The sequence below is a fragment of the Bradyrhizobium sp. JYMT SZCCT0428 genome, from assembly GCF_018131075.1.
In the GTDB taxonomy this organism is placed as follows: Bacteria; Pseudomonadota; Alphaproteobacteria; order Rhizobiales; family Xanthobacteraceae; genus Bradyrhizobium.
In genome coordinates this window covers 126,723-141,674 of sequence record NZ_JAFCLS010000002.1, presented here as the reverse complement: position 1 = coordinate 141,674, position 14,952 = coordinate 126,723, and the positions used below count along the sequence as shown (strand labels likewise).

The following is a 14,952-nucleotide window of genomic DNA, read 5'->3' as shown; positions in this document are numbered from 1 at the left end:
GATTTTCCGGTGATCGAATCCGTTTGAGAAGGAGGACGCTAGCCTTTTCAATCATTCGCGTTGGCATAGTGGTTGCAACCATCCTCAATTGCTGTGGAAGGGTGTATTCATGATTACGAGTATCGCTGGTGCCGGGAGTTATTTGCGTCCCGCGCAAACCTCATCGACGACGGTGTTGACGCGGGCCGACGCGTTACCCGTGCCCCAGGCAGATGCAAGCACCACAACGGAAAAAGCGAAGCCGGGCATTCCGGTTTCGGACCTGAAAAAGCTCGACACGTCTGGACTGAAGGCCGTCTCGATCAAGGACCACCCCGAGCTTCGCGACCGGATGGCGATGATGTGGTTGGCGACGCAAGCCGCCAGCTCTGCCGCCGCCACCGATGTGCCCGACAATGCGCCGCAAAATATCTATGCGACCGTCAAGATCAACGGCAAGATCGTTGCCACCCTCTATAACGGCGGGTCGTCGGTGACGACGAACGCCGCCGCGGCAACGGTCGGAGACCTGCAAGATCCGCCCGGCCTCAACGGTGGCCCTGATCTGGCGCAATCGCGCGCGGAACGTATCGCGAAGGCCGTGGGCGGAACGATCGAGAAGGCTTCCACAGCGATCACGCAATCCGCATGGCGGCCACGTCAGAGCCTGTCGACAAGCTATACACGCCAGCAATTGGATGCGGCCTTCGAGGCGATGCAGGCGGAAGGGCAGAAGGCCATCGCGCAGCGGCAGACAGGGTATTCAGTTCCGCAGGGGGCTGCCGGCGCCTATGCGGACATCAACGTCTAAAGCCCGTCTGGCCGCCAGCGGCGGTGTAGCCGTCGCCCCGATGAGCGAAGCGATATCGGGCAATGCCGTACGATCCCGGATGTGGTCGCGCTTCTATTGCCGGAGCCCGGGGCAGATTCTATAGCTGCCGCCGGGAGCATCACATGACCAACATCCTTACGTACTTTTCAACACGCACGCTGCTGCAGATCATCTTTGTCCTGGGGGCGACCGTCGCGATGAAGGCGTGGAACCTCGGTTTGGTGTTCGGCGGCTAAGCCAGGCCACCGCAGATCGCTCACCGCCAGCGGCGGTGCAGCCACAGCCACTGGTCCGGATATTCGCGCACCCAGCCCTCGATGACAGAGGTCACGGCCTGCATCGTGCCGGCGATGTCGATCTGCCCCGATGCATCGCGCACCGGCTTGACCTCTTCGGAGAGTTCGGCGCGGAAGCGATGGTTGGGTAGGCGGATGATGCGCACGCCATGGATCGGGCATTCGACCTGGCGCACCAGCCGCGCCAGCGTCGGATTGGCCTTGGTCTTGCGGCCGAAGAAGGTGACGTCGACGCCGTTGGTCAAATACTGATCGACCAGCATCGCCACGTGCTGGTTGTTTTGCAGCGCCTCGGCGAGCTTGAGGGGCGCCTCACGGCCGGCCGGAATCAACGTGCCCATCTTGACGGCGCGGATCCGCTCGATCGCGCGATCGGCGGATTCGCTGTTGGGCCGCCGGAACAGGATCACGCAATCGAGCCCGTGCGCGACGGCGCCGAGCGCCGGTATTTCCCAATTGCCGAGATGGCTCGCGAAGATGATCGCCGGCTTGCCGTCGTCCCGCAGCTGATCGAAGATCTGCTTGGTCCGCGCGCCGAATTCGACCCGGCTCGGCTTGTCCGGATGATCGACGTCGTAATCCCAGATGTGATCGAGATGGGCAAATTCAGCGCCGATGCGGCCAAGATTGTCCCAGACGCCGGCCAGAATCTTCTCGATCTCTTCCGGTGATTTTTCCGGGAAGGCGGCCGTGAGGTTCTCGCGGCCGATCCGGTCTTCACGCAGCCTGCGGCCGATGAAACGCGTGACGCGGCCGAAGAAATTGGCGGTCTTGTCCGGATCGAAATAGCGCGTGGTGCGCAGCAACGCGATCGTCAGCGCGCCCACGGCGGCTTCTGTGGCCGGCTTGGCGGCGTCGCGCAGGCGCGCCTTGGTGCGTAGGAACAGGCGGTTCATGGGGGCTACGATAGCGTTTTCAAGCGAAGTGGATACCGGTTCGCGTCAAGAAAACGCGTCAAAACAAGAGGCCACGCAGCTGCTAGGCCGGTTCACGCGTCAGGATCAGCGAGGCATTCTGCCCGCCGAATCCGAACGAGTTGGACATCACGGCGGTGACGCGGGCGTCTCGCGCTTTATTGGCGACGACGTCGAACAAAATGGCCGGATCCGGAACCTCGTAGTTGATGGTCGGCGGAATCCGCTGATGCTCGAGCGTCAGCAGCGAGAACACGGCCTCGACCGCGCCGGCGGCTGAAATCGTGTGCCCGACCATCGACTTGTTCGACGACACCGGGATCTTCGGCAAATGATCGCCGAACACGACGGCGGTGGTGTTGTACTCCATCTTGTCGTTTTCCGGCGTCGCGGTGCCATGCGCGTTGATATGGTCGATCTGCTCCGGCTCGAGGCCGGCATCCGCCAGCGTCTTGCGCATGCAGCCGATGATCGGCTTGCCGTCCGGGCTGGAGCGGGTGCGGTGGAAGGAGTCGGTGAGTTCGCCGCAGCCGGCGACGACGCCCAATATCCTTGCGCCCCGCGCCATTGCGGACTCATAGCTTTCCAGCACCATCGCGCCGGCGCCTTCCGCCATGACGAAACCGTCGCGGTTCTTGGAGAATGGTTTGGAAGCTGCTTGCGGCGGATCGTTCTGCGTCGATAGCGCCGAGAGCAGCGAGAACCGCACCAGGGCTTCCGGATTGACCGAGCCGTCGGTCGCCACGCAAAGGGCCGCATCGGCGTCGCCGCGGCGGATCGCTTCGACGCCGAGCTGGATCGCGGTCGCGCCGGACGCGCAGGCGGTGGAGAGCGAGATCGGCGAGCCCTTGGTGCCGTAGGTCTCGGCCAGATGGCTTGCCACCGAGCCGAACATGAAACGGTGATGGAACGCCGAGAACCGGCCGCCGCCGCTGACGCGCAGCATGTCCTCATAGCCGAAATCGGTTTTTCCGATCGCGCGTCCGAGTTCCAGCCGCTGCGGCCACTCGACCTCGACGGGCGCCACCGCCAGGAACAGCGGCCCGGGGAAGTCGGCCTTGCTGCCGATGGCGGCCTGTTCGAGCGCTTCCTCGGTCGCCAGTTTAGCCAGCTGCTCGGTCAGTCCCGTCGAGGAGACGGGATCGACACTGACGAAGTCAACCGTGCCCGCCATCGTCGACTTCAGGCCGTCGATCGGAAAGCGCGTCACGGTGCGAATGCCGGATTCGCCGGCGGTCAGCCTGGTCCAGTTGTCCTTCTTGCCGGCGCCAAGCGACGTCACGACGCCCATGCCGGTGACGACGACGATCGGCCTGCCGAATTTATCGCGTGGTGCTGACATGTTTCCCCCGTCGATGCTGCGCCGCAACTGCAAGCGCTCGCGCGCTCATTTCATGGTCTCGGCGTGATCCCGCCCGAACAGCGATATGGTTCCGGATCACGCGCTACTTGATGGCCTCGACCAGCGCCATGCCTTCGCCCTGCCAGTGACCGGCCCCGAGCACCACAATCTGGTCCGGCACACCAGGCTTTTCAACCTCGAGCCCGGTCGGATCGTTGGGCGGAAACAGCGCGCCGCGCGACAGCGACAGTGCCGCCAGCGCCAGTCCCAGCGGAAACTGGGTTTCCAGCGTGTGGCCGAACATCGTCCCGGTCGCGCGCACGGCAAAGCCGGGATGCTGGCGCAGGAATTCCTTTTCTTCCGACGTCACCGGTCCGACGCCGGTCGCGCCGGTAATCAGGTTGCCGGCATCGCCGGTGACGCCGAGCTTCGGCCACAGCGCTTCCAGCGATTTCGTCACCGCGCCGGGTTGCTTGCGCTGGGCGAGGTCGGCGACCACCTTGGTCAGCCGGGCGTAGGGCTTGGCGCCGCGGGCTTCGGCGTGCTCGCGGGATTCCATCACCAGGAAGCAGCCGGCGGAGCCGAGCGCGAAACCGCCTTTGTCGTCGCGCTGCCACACCGGGGCGTATTTCTCGGTCAGATTGAAATCGCCGAATTCATAGAGGATCAGCAGATCGGGGCGCTCGCCATTATGCGCGGCGCCGACCAGCGCGATCTCGCTCTGCCCGGATTCGATCCGCGCCAGCGCGATCCGTGCCGCATCGATGGAGGCTGCTTCCTCGCCCATGAAGGTACGCGAGGTTCCGGACACGCCATGGACGATGGCGATGTTGCCGGCGAGCAGGTTGGAGAGCTGGGCCAGAAACAGCGTCGGCCGCAAATCATTCATCAGCCGTTCGTTGAGGAAGGCCGGACTCGAATTACCCTTGGCGTCGGCGTTCATGATCGCGAGGTCGACCGCAATGTCGCGCTCGCCGCCGCCGGCGGCCACGATCATGTCCATCCGTCCCAGGATTTCCTGGTTGCCTTTGACGCCGGCGGAATCCAGTGCCAGCCCGGCGGCATAGGTGCCGATGCGCTGCCAGGCTTCCATCTGGCGCTGGTCGCCCTTTTTCGGGATTTGGGCGTCGAAGCTGACCGGGGCGAGGGGATGGACGATGTAAGGCGCGAAGCGCTTGTCGTCGACATTGATGCGCTTCTGGTTCAGCGCATCCCAATGCGCGTCCAGTCCCTCACCGAGCGAGGACACGATGCCGATACCGGTGATCCAGACTTCCTTGGCAGGCGATGCCGTGGGTTCAGTCATGCTTCAGCACCTGCATGGGGAACCCGATCTTTTCGGCCATCGCGTCCATGTGGACGCGAAACGCAGGGTCGGGGAATGGGGTAAGGCCGAAGGTTATTTCAGCGCTGCACTTCAATTCCTTGCCGATGCGGCCCTTGGCCTTGGTGACCGCAAAGCCGGAACCTTCGTGCTCGACCTTGGCTTCGATCGTCAGCAACTGACCGGGACTGACGAAACCCCGCATCTTGGCTTCCTTGACGATGGCCAGGAACGGCATGCGTTCGAACTTCAACACGCCGAGCAAAAGCCAGCCTGAACTCTGCGCCATCGCTTCGGTCAGCAGGACGCCGGGCATGATTGGAAAGCCGGGGAAATGCCCCTCGAAAATGGTGTGCTTTTCCGGAACCTGGGCTTCGACCACAATCGTCCGTTCGCCGAGGTTGAGGTCGACGATCCGATCGATCAGCTGGAAATAATCAAGATTCATGGTGGGCGGTTACGCGCCCGTGCCCGCGTTCTTGGCTGCGACCAGTTCGTCGATACGATCGGCGAGGTTCTTCAGCACGAAGTACTGTTCGGTCGTGGCCTTGCCGTCGTTGACCTCCTGGGTCCATTTTTCGAGCGGCATCTTGATCCCGAACGCCTTGTCGATGGCAAAGGCGATGTCGAGAAAGTCCAGGCTGTCGATGCCCAGATCGTCGATGGCGTGACTCTCCGGCTTGATCGTGTCGCGCGGAATGTCGCAAGTCTCGGCGATAATGTTGGCGATCTGATCGAATGTAGAAGACATCATTAAGCCTTTGATATACTGGAGATAAATCCGGGACGGCTAGGAGGAGGCGGGCGCGGCGTTTTTCCCCCGGCCGGAGTCGAGTGCCCGTATATCGGAGCGCAGCCCTGAGTTCAATGGAGGTTGGCAACCCCACCGTGGACCGATTTATAGGCAAAAACGGCCGTTTAGGCCTGCCTTCTAGCTGTGCGGCATCGCGGAAATCCGGGCGCAGTCCCGGCGTCCCATCAGCACGCAATCCTGGGTCTTGCGCAGATCGGCAATGCTGATCGCGAGCCATATACCGATCACCGTCAGCGCCATCGTGAAGGCCAGGGCCGCAATGTTGGCCAGCATGCGATGACGGAAGTCGTCCGGTTCGTCACGGGAGCGTTCGTAGCGGGACAGATCGTTTGCCGCAGGTTCGGCATTGGCCGCGGCGGGCTCTTCCCGCCGGCTGGGGGGATGGGCCGAGGTGCGCGGCCGGAATTTGACCACGACGTGCTCGTCATCCCTTTGTATGGGCAGCTGGGGCTTCACTGCAGTCGGTCCGCAAAGGTTGTGGTACTGTTTAGCATGCCGGCCGTGCTTCCAACATAAAATGTTGGTGCGCATCCACGCAGGCCCATCCCCGCAGAGTCTCATGGAACCTGCGCTTGACGACCGCGTGGCTATTTCGGCAGCCGCCCCATCATGTAGAACTCGTCGTTCGGCCGCATCGCGGTAACGTTGGCCAGCCGGTTCGACAGCGCAAAGAACGCGGAGATCGCCGTGATGTCCCAGATGTCGTCGTCGGAGAATCCGTGGCCGGCGATCTCGGTAAAATCCTGTTCGGAAACCGTGTTCGCCTCCTGGCTCACCTTCATGGCGAAGTCGAGCATGGCGCGCTGGCGCGGTGTGATGTCGGCCTTGCGGTAGTTGACGGCGATCTGGTCGGCGATGACAGGGTTCTTCGCCCGGATGCGCAGGATCGCGCCGTGGGCAATCACGCAGTAATGGCACTGGTTGGCGCTGGACGTCGCCACCACGATCATTTCGCGCTCGGCCTTGGTCAGGCCGCTGTCCTTTTCCATCAGCGCATCGTGATAGGCAAAGAACGCACGGAATTCGTCGGGACGGTAGGCCAGCGTCAGAAAGACATTGGGGACGAAGCCCGATTTCTCCTGCACGGCAAGGATACGGGTGCGGATATCTTCCGGCAGCTTGTCGAGGGAGGGGGTAGGAAATCGCTTTGCAACAGGCTGCGTCATGGAATGGTTCCGGCTTCTGGCCGCGTGATGCGGCGCTGATGGCTGAACCATATAGAGCGTTTTCGAGCGAAGTGGATACCGCTTCGAGAAAGCGCGTCAAAACACAGCGTCTCCTGCTGAGCTATATGCCCGGACTTGATCCCGGCAGGTGGGTTCGCTGTCTCCGTAATTCCTAATTCCCTCCAGGATAACCTGTCACAGAAATTACCGTGTCTCACTTATGGGTGCAGTCCACCAACTGTCCGATTTCTCTTACAACCTGCCGCAGCCATTTGTGTCCAGGATCAGCATCGTTTCGCGCATGCCAAGCTTGAACCACTCGAAACGACGGGATATCGATCGGCGGCGGCGAGAGCTGAAGGGGTAATCTCCCGGCGAGTGGACCGAACAAACGCCGAGGCTCCGTTGCCACGAGGTCGGATGTGCCGACTAGATGCGGTGCCATCAGGAAGTGACCGACGGTGACCGTTACGTTTCGCTTCAAGTTCTTGCCGCGCAGAACCGCATCCACATAGCCGTGCGGCTCACCCTTCATCGACACCTGAAGATGACGGAGCGAAAGATAGCGTTCGAGGTCCAGCGAACGGTCGAGCGCAGGATTTCCGACCCGGCCAGCGCAAACGAAATCCTCTTCGTAGAGCAGTTCCTCGCGCATATGCGAGGGCGGCACTGGGAAGTTTCCGGCAATCAGTTCGACTATCCCGTCATCAAGCATCGGGAGGCCGACGCCTCGGCTGGTGTTGCGCACGATGAGCGCCACGCCGGGGGCCTCCCGCTCCAAGCGCTCCGTCAGGCGCGGCAGAAGCACGAAAGCCGCGTAGTCCGATAGGCCAAGCACGAATTGCCGTGTGCTTTCTTTCGGATCGAATACCCGGCCGCCAAGCAGGACACCTTCAACTTGCTCAAGGATGGATCGGATCGCCGGAGCAGCCTCCAGAGCCGCGGGCGTCGGTGTCATGCCACGCGGCGAGCGGACAAATAGTGGATCACTGAACAGAGCGCGCAGGCGATTGAGGGCGTGGCTTACCGCCGGCTGTGTGAGGCCTATCCGTTCGGCCGCTCGCGTGGCGTGTTCCTCGGCCATGAGCGCATCGAACACGACGAGGAGGTTGAGATCGATCCTGTGTAAATGAAGAACCTTCATAACGACCATAATATATATGAATTGGATTCATTGCGAGCTATGCGTGATTGTCTTCCCAAGATCATCATCCCGTCAGTTCAGGACGCTTAAAATCAGAGATTGCCGATGTCACATCGCACTACCGCAGCAGTGGAGATGCAACGCACAGGCAGATCTCGCCGTAGTCTATTTGAGGCAGGTCTTTTCGCCACGGCAGGTTTGCTCGCTGCGATCAGTCAGAAAGCCTATGCCATGACCGAAACATCCAAAGAGGATCGTTTTTCGCGCGGGATCGGAATCTTGCGCCGGATTGGCGGAGAGAACTTCGACGGACCGATCAACAGTCTCGCGGAGATATCCGCTGACCTGTCACGCTTCACTGTCGAGTATCCCTATGGAGACGTCCTGTCGCGTCCGGGCCTCGAACTGCCGCTAAGACAATTGTGCACTATCTCAATGCTCCTTGCCGACGGAAGCGCCCAGCCTCAGTTGAAGTTTCATATGGCCGGCTTCCTCAACGCCGGCGGCGAACCCAGGGCACTCGTCGAGCTGATGTTTGTGTCGGTCGCGCTGCTCGGCTTCCCGCCCACCATCACCGCGATCGGCATCGTTCGCGCCGTGTTCGCCGAGCGAAAGATCACGTTCGAACCAATCGAACCTGCTGCGGACGATGGGCGGACTCGCGGACAGGCCGGATTGGCGGCAATCCAACGGCTTTGTGGCGGCGATGTGCAGGCCTATTTCGACGGCATTGCCGCCGGCTCACCCGACTTGGCCCGACTTTCCATCGAATTCGCTTTTGGCGAGATGCTGGCGCGCGACGGCCTCGACCAGAAGGCCAAGCTGCTCGCCATTATCGCCATCCTTGCGGCCAGCGGCAATCGCGCGGCCACGCTCCGACTTCATATAGCGGGTGCGCTTGCCCACGGCGTGACGCGGGAGGAAATCATCGAAGTACTGATCCAGCTTAGCGTTTATCGGGGTTTCCCGTCAGCGCTCAACGCTTTCTCCGTCGCCAAAACTGTCTTCGCTGCCGGATCGCAAGGGATGGGGGCGGATATAGCCCTACCGATTGAGACCCAAAGCCGCACCGACCGGTTGCAACGCGGCCGGGCGACCCTTGCGAAAACCTCCGGTTCGTCGGGCGATGCCGTGGTCCGCAGTTTCGATGATGTCGCCCCGGATCTCGGCCGAATGATCGTCGAGCATTCTTATGGCGAGATATTTTCACGGAGTGGCATCGACATGAAGTCCCGAGAACTCAGCGCCTGCGCGGCGCTGGCGGCCATTGGGTCTGCCACGACCGAGATTCCGCTTCGCGTGCATATCAACGCCGCCTTGAACGTCGGCGCGACGCGGGAAGAGGTATTGGAAACGCTCATAAACCTAACCGCCTATTGCGGCTATCCAACGACGCAGCAGGCAGTTCGCATCGCAACCGAGGAGTTCGCCAAGCGCGGCTAACCAGCAAGTGGGCAGCAGTCCAAGAGCATCTTCCACCACCGAGCTGTAGACTGGAAATTAGAAAGAAATGAAATGATGGATCGCCGCACGATGATTTTTGCAGATTGCGTGATGATGCAGTAGTGCCGGTGATTTGCCCGACGTGTCAAAATGTTTTTGTGGGCCAGCATCCCTGCCAGCGAACCCCTTTTGTTTCCATAGGGTTCCTTTCTTTGCATGGGGTTGTTTTCGATATTTTGGTTTGGAGGGTGCCGGGTCGGCCTTCGCCTGTCCGATCAGCCCCAATGGGTTGAACGCTTGGGAAACCCATCGCCTCGCGGCACCGCAGCGCCGTTAGCGCAGCGGTTTCTTCAACAGCGAGAATCGGTCGGGATCAAGTCCCAGCGACGGCTGCAGCATCGGCGCCTCGATCGGGCGCGGTTCCAGCGTTCGTGCGGCCGGCCGTTCGTTGATCATGGGATCGTTGGGAACGTCGCGATGCGAGGTTGCGCCGCGCCAGCGGTCCAGCACGGCGCTGACGAAATGCATGTCGTGGCCGGCGGCGACCGACGGCGCGGTCGCAATCGTGGCCTCGCTGCGCGGCAACTGGTGGATCGGCACCTCCTTGAAGCGCAGCCGCGTCGGCAGCGCCACGCCTTCGCCGAAGGCCAGCACTTCGCGGGTGCCGAGCGAGGGCACGAACGACAACAGATTGGCGGCGGCGTCCGAGACGGCCGAGCGCAGCAGCGCCTGGTCGCGGTCGTTGGCAAGGCGCATCGCAAACAGCGTATTGCACTGGGAGATGATGGTGGCGTCGAGTTCGGCCGGACGCTGCGTGACCAGGCCGAGATAGACGCCGTATTTACGGCCTTCCTTGGCGATACGCGAGACCGCCTTGCGGGTCGGGCCGAAGCCGATATTGCGGTCGGCGGCGGCGTAACGATGCGCCTCTTCGCAGACGAACAGCAGCGGCGAGACGCCGTCGCTCCAGAGGCCGAAATCGAATGCCATGCGGCACAGCACCGACACCACGGAATCGACGACTTCGGCGGGGAAGCCGGCGAGCTGCATGATGGTCATCGGCCGGCCATTGGCGGGCAGGCGGAACAGGTGGCTGATGACTTCCGCCATGGTGTCGCCGCCGACATTGGCGTTGTCGAACATGAACGTGTAGCGCGGATCGTTGCGCACGGTCTCGATGCGCGAAATCAGCTTGTGATAGATGATGCGCGACGAACGGTTTTCCAGCTTGCCCATCCGTTCGTCGATCAGCGAAATCAGATCGACCAGGCGATACGGCACCGGCGTATCGACGGTGTAGCCGATCGCCTTGGGATCGATCCGCTTCAGGCCGACGCGGTCGGCGTTCTGGTATTGGGTGTAGATGCCCTTCGCCATCGGAATGACTTCGGCGAGAATATCGAGCTCTTCGGGCACGCCGGGGCGGCCGGCGAACAGCACGTCGACGATCTCCTCGAAATTGAACAGCCAGAACGGCAGTTTCAGGTTCCGCGGGTTGAGCACCAACGCCCGGTCGCCGAAGCAGCGGCCGTATTCGTTGTGGACGTCGAGCAGGAAGATGCGCAGGTTCGGCCGCGACTTGAGGATTTCGTTGAGCAGCAGCGACACGCCGGTCGATTTACCGACGCCGGTGGAGCCGAGCACCGCGAAATGCTTGGAGAGCATTTCCTCGACGTCGACATAGGCGATGACCGAGCGGTCCTGTTGCAGCGTGCCGACATTGATCTGGTCTGATCCGGTCGGCGCGTAGACCGTGCGGAGTTCCTGATTGGTGATCAGCTCGACGGCATCGCCGATGGTCGGATAGTTGGTGACGCCGCGCTGGAATTTCGGGCGATCGCCGCCGAGGATTTCGCCGAGCAGGTCGACGCCCGCGCTGGCAATGTAATTATCGGAGCTCGGCAGATCCTCGCAGGTTACGTCGGTGATCATGGCGACGATGGTGGAAGTTGCGCAGCGGATGCTGATGAAGCGGCCGACAGTGGCGCGTACTTCCGAGGTAGCCATCTGGCTTACCGCAAGAAGTCCGACCCGGGCGAGGGAGCCGCGCACCGAAATCACACGTCCGAAGGATGTCACGATGTTGAACCTGGCATGTCATGAAATTGGTCTGGCCGCATTATGGGCGGCCGGGACTAGCGAAACGGTTAAACCGGCGTCGTTCCAGATTGGCTAAATCTGTCGCATCCCGCTCGGGCTTCGTTTTGCAACAGGCGCCTGCCACGGCCACAACGCGCCAGTTGTGCAGGAAAATCAGCGCTTTTCTGCATTTGTGCGCGCACGTGCGATCGGCTCTGGATTAACCATTCGTTTACCACGTCGGGGGAGAGGCCCGGATTGGATCGGGGGCCGGCAACGTCCGGTACTGGACTCGAGATCAAGTATCAGTCCGCGTATCGCGGTAACCGATTGCTAACCGCATGTTGTAACCCGCCTTCCATTTGTCGTGCGTAACGATGTCACGCTGGGACGGACCAGGTGACTTTCGATAGCGGCATGCCGGGCGATTCTGCGAAGCCTGTAGAGAAGACCGGGACGGTGAGGCGCCTGGCGCTTTGTGCTGTCCTGATCGCGGTGGCGATCTTGGCTGGGATGGCGACATCGGCGTGGGAGCTTCGCGAACGCGTACTGCTTGCCCTCGTCGTGATCCTCGCACTCGTCGTCGCTCTGCTGCAGAGGCGCCATCGATTGTCCGACCAGCGGCTCGCGGCGGAACGGCGCCAGCTCACAGTTGCCGTGAACAATATCCCGCAAGGTCTTGTTCTTTATGATGCATCGGCACGCATCGTCATTTGTAACCAGCCCTATATTGATATGTTTGGCCTGTCGCCGGATGTCGCGAAGCCCGGCTGCACGATGCATCGCTTGATCGAACACCGCAAAGAAACCGGATCCTTTGACGGCGATGTCGACGCGTTCTGCAATGCCATCATTCGCACCGTGTCGCTCGGCAAAGCCACGCGGCAACTCACGGAAGCGCCGGGCGGCAGGGCGATCGAGATCGTCAACCGGCCGCTGAATGCGGGTGGCTGGGTAGCCACGATCGAGGACATCACCGAACGCACCCGCGCTGACGAGAAAATCGCCCATCTGGCGCATTATGACGGGCTGACCGACCTGCCCAACCGGCTCCTGTTTCGCGAGCGACTTGAACAGGCGCTGAAGGCGGTCCGACCGGGCGAACAGCTGGCGGTATTCTATATCGACATCGACGAATTCAAGAGCGTCAACGATGCCCTCGGCCATGCCATCGGCGATGAGTTGCTCAAGGGCGTAGGCGAAAGGTTGCGCTTGTGTCTGAAGGATACAGATGTCGCGGCGCGGCTCGGCGGTGACGAGTTCGCCGTGATTCAAACCGGTATCAAGAAACAGGCCGAAACCACTCAACTTGTTGAAGGAATTTACGCGGCGATCAGGGCGCCGTTCGCGTGCGCTGGCCATCTGATCACGACAGATGCCAGCATCGGCATCGCGCTTGCCTCCGGAGATGGGCTCGATCTCGACCAGTTGCTCCGGAACGCGGACCTCGCGCTGTACGGCGCCAAAGGCGACGGCCGGCGGACCTACCGCTTCTTCGAGGTCGGCATGGACGCCCGCGCCAAGGCGCGACGAGCCCTGGAACTCGAATTGCGTCAGGCGATATCAGATGGCGGCCTCGAGGCCTACTATCAGCCGGTGCTCAATCTCGAGGACGGCATGGTTTCCTCCTGCGAGGCGCTGCTGCGATGGCGCCACCCCGAACGCGGCATGATCTCGCCCGCGGAGTTCATTCCGGTCGCGGAAGAGACCGGCCTGATCAATGAACTCGGTCACTGGGTGCTCAACACGGCGTGCGCCGAGGCTGCCAACTGGCCGGCGGAGGTCCGCGTCGCTGTCAACGTCTCACCGGTTCAGTTCCGGAGCCAGACGCTGGCGCTCAACGTCGCGGCGGCCCTTGCTGCCTCGGGCCTCGCCGCATCCAGACTCGAGCTCGAGATCACCGAGGCGGTGCTGATCCGCGACGACGACGGCGCGCTTCAGATGCTGCATCAGTTGCGCAAGCTGGGGGTACGCATCGCGCTGGACGATTTCGGCACCGGCTATTCCTCGCTGAGCTATCTGCAGCGGTTTCCATTCGACAAGATCAAGATCGACCGCTCCTTCATCAGGGATCTGGCCGGCGCGGGCGCTTCGTCGTCGATCGTCCAGGCGGTGGTGAACATTGCGGCCGCGAGCGACATGACGACGACAGCGGAAGGCGTCGAGACCGAACAGCAGCGAAATCTGCTGTACATTCTCGGCTGCACCGAGATACAGGGGTTTCTGTTCAGCCCCGCGATAACAGCCGGGGAGATCCGGCGGCTGTTGCTCTCGCACCGCGCCAAGGTGGTATCCGCGGCTTGAATCCGGCAATTTGACGCCGGCCGGTTTCGCGGAAGCGATCCAGTTAATTGGTGTTAAGCCCGATCGGAATCTGTTCGGAAGTATTTTGATCGATCGCCTTGCGCGTGCGAAACCCGCGGCCGCCAAGCGTTTCCGATGGATACTCCCCGAACAGCGAGTGATAGTAGTGAGAGAAGCGTCCAAGCTCGATGAAGCCGTGCCGGATCGCCACTTGCGCGACGGTGACCGTCGTCGGATCGCTTTCCCTCAGAACGGAATGAATGGCGCACAGCCGCTTGTGACGCAGGAACGATATCGGTCCCAAACCAAAAACGTCGTAGAATGCGCGATGCAGAGTCCGTCGCGACACGTTGAGGTGAGCGCAGATTTCGGAAACGTGCACGGGGCGAAGGCCGGCGGCTTCGAGATAGTCGTCGACTTTCCCGACCAACTGTATCGCCGAGGGCAAAAGCCCTCTCGTGTCAGGCGGTAGCGATTGCACGATGGTTCCGGTCACGGCGTCGATGATCGAGCGCTTCCAGAAATCGGCGACGGTATCGGACAAGGCGGTCTGCTGACGCGCCAGACGGGAAATGATCAGGGGCAATCGCCGTGTCGCCGCCATGCCGATCGAAGGATCTGCCTGATAGACATTTTTAGTGAGCCATGCGGCGGGGTCGCTCAATCTTGCTTCGCCCCTGAATAGCGACGGGACCTCGGCAAGATCGAGGCGGATCGCGGCATACGCCGCGGCGCCATGGAAAATTCCATCATGCTCGGTACTGGGAGGCATGATCAGGACGTCCGCCGGGCGCATGTCGAACGACCAGTGGGTGACCCGGTCGCTGGCATTGAGCAGCATCCCGATAACGAGCTTGTCGTCGGTCGAAACGCGTTGGGTTCGAACGCCGACGGAGAACGAGCCGATGCTGAGCGAGAAGTCTCCAATCCCGACGTGGCTCAATGAGCCTTGAAACTTTCCACGGCCGAGTTGCGTCACCTCGACATGCGACCCTCTGATCGCGTTGTGAAGGCCCTCGAAGCTGTCCAGACTGCAGGTGTTGACCGCAAGCTGCCCGCTCATGGTTCGGCATCCCCCATTCGATGCCCCCATCCCCGACTCGATCTAGCCACAACTCCAGCGCGCTCACAATGAATTTCGTCGGTCAGGTCTCGCTCGGTTGCAAGGAGGCTTGCGCACGCTTGCTGTCGCGATGAGAATATTTGTCTAAAGTTTTGAACAGAACGGCATGCAGTTCGATCAATGCATTGATCGATTCGCGAAGTTCTGCATTAAGCCTGAAGTTGCGCCTTTGCAGATTGGCACAAACTGCAC

12 protein-coding genes and 1 pseudogene are annotated in these 14,952 nt (G+C 61.5%); 3 read left to right on the top strand and 10 right to left on the bottom strand.

Annotated elements, in window-relative coordinates; genetic code table 11:
* Positions 1–109: 109 nt before the first annotated feature.
* Positions 110–790 carry a hypothetical protein gene (locus JQ575_RS02515; protein WP_212031714.1) on the top strand — a complete coding sequence of 227 codons (681 nt, stop codon included), beginning with the start codon at positions 110–112 and terminating at the stop codon, positions 788–790.
* Positions 791–1,067: 277 nt separating this feature from the next.
* Here JQ575_RS02515 and JQ575_RS02510 read toward each other — a convergent pair whose 3' ends face one another.
* The 8 genes from JQ575_RS02510 to JQ575_RS02475 all read right to left on the bottom strand — a co-directional run bounded on the left by JQ575_RS02510 (position 1,068) and on the right by JQ575_RS02475 (position 7,811).
* The gene (locus JQ575_RS02510) at positions 1,068–2,003 is read right to left on the bottom strand and encodes a lipid A biosynthesis lauroyl acyltransferase (protein WP_212031713.1); all 936 of its coding nucleotides are present in this window, start codon (positions 2,001–2,003) and stop codon (positions 1,068–1,070) included.
* 82 nt (positions 2,004–2,085) lie between these two features.
* Positions 2,086–3,363 carry a beta-ketoacyl-ACP synthase gene (locus JQ575_RS02505; protein ID WP_212031712.1) on the bottom strand — a complete coding sequence of 426 codons (1,278 nt, stop codon included), beginning with the start codon at positions 3,361–3,363 and terminating at the stop codon, positions 2,086–2,088.
* A gap of 103 nt (positions 3,364–3,466) precedes the next feature.
* Positions 3,467–4,669, bottom strand: coding sequence for a beta-ketoacyl-ACP synthase (locus JQ575_RS02500; protein ID WP_212031711.1), 1,203 nt, complete (start codon positions 4,667–4,669; stop codon positions 3,467–3,469).
* On the bottom strand, positions 4,662–5,135 hold the full coding sequence (locus tag JQ575_RS02495; protein WP_212031710.1) for a 3-hydroxyacyl-ACP dehydratase FabZ family protein: 474 nt from the start codon (positions 5,133–5,135) through the stop codon (positions 4,662–4,664). Before JQ575_RS02495 ends, JQ575_RS02500 begins: the two co-directional genes overlap by 8 nt.
* Positions 5,136–5,144: 9 nt before the next feature.
* Positions 5,145–5,438 carry an acyl carrier protein gene (locus tag JQ575_RS02490; RefSeq protein WP_192740419.1) on the bottom strand — a complete coding sequence of 98 codons (294 nt, stop codon included), beginning with the start codon at positions 5,436–5,438 and terminating at the stop codon, positions 5,145–5,147.
* Positions 5,439–5,618: 180 nt separating this feature from the next.
* Positions 5,619–5,957 (bottom strand): hypothetical protein, encoded by a 339-nt coding sequence (locus JQ575_RS02485; protein WP_212031873.1) that lies wholly within the window; start codon positions 5,955–5,957, stop codon positions 5,619–5,621.
* 131 nt (positions 5,958–6,088) lie between these two features.
* The gene (locus tag JQ575_RS02480) at positions 6,089–6,667 is read right to left on the bottom strand and encodes a peroxidase-related enzyme (protein ID WP_212031709.1); all 579 of its coding nucleotides are present in this window, start codon (positions 6,665–6,667) and stop codon (positions 6,089–6,091) included.
* A gap of 214 nt (positions 6,668–6,881) precedes the next feature.
* Positions 6,882–7,811 carry a LysR family transcriptional regulator gene (locus JQ575_RS02475; protein WP_212031708.1) on the bottom strand — a complete coding sequence of 310 codons (930 nt, stop codon included), beginning with the start codon at positions 7,809–7,811 and terminating at the stop codon, positions 6,882–6,884.
* 105 nt (positions 7,812–7,916) lie between these two features.
* Here JQ575_RS02475 and JQ575_RS02470 point away from each other — a divergent pair, with 105 nt between their 5' ends.
* On the top strand, positions 7,917–9,254 hold the full coding sequence (locus JQ575_RS02470) for a carboxymuconolactone decarboxylase family protein (RefSeq protein ID WP_212031707.1): 1,338 nt from the start codon (positions 7,917–7,919) through the stop codon (positions 9,252–9,254).
* 333 nt (positions 9,255–9,587) lie between these two features.
* Here JQ575_RS02470 and JQ575_RS02465 read toward each other — a convergent pair whose 3' ends face one another.
* The gene (locus tag JQ575_RS02465; protein WP_212031706.1) at positions 9,588–11,333 is read right to left on the bottom strand and encodes an ATP-binding protein; all 1,746 of its coding nucleotides are present in this window, start codon (positions 11,331–11,333) and stop codon (positions 9,588–9,590) included.
* Positions 11,334–11,984: 651 nt separating this feature from the next.
* On the opposite strand from JQ575_RS02465, the pseudogene JQ575_RS02460 reads away from it, so the two are divergent.
* Positions 11,985–13,637: pseudogene (locus tag JQ575_RS02460) on the top strand (EAL domain-containing protein); the annotation flags it as partial.
* Between the two features lie 43 nt (positions 13,638–13,680).
* On the opposite strand, the gene JQ575_RS02455 reads toward JQ575_RS02460, so the two are convergent.
* Positions 13,681–14,700: a helix-turn-helix transcriptional regulator gene (locus JQ575_RS02455; RefSeq protein ID WP_212031704.1), complete on the bottom strand. Its 1,020-nt coding sequence runs from the start codon at positions 14,698–14,700 to the stop codon at positions 13,681–13,683.
* Positions 14,701–14,952: the final 252 nt, after the last annotated feature.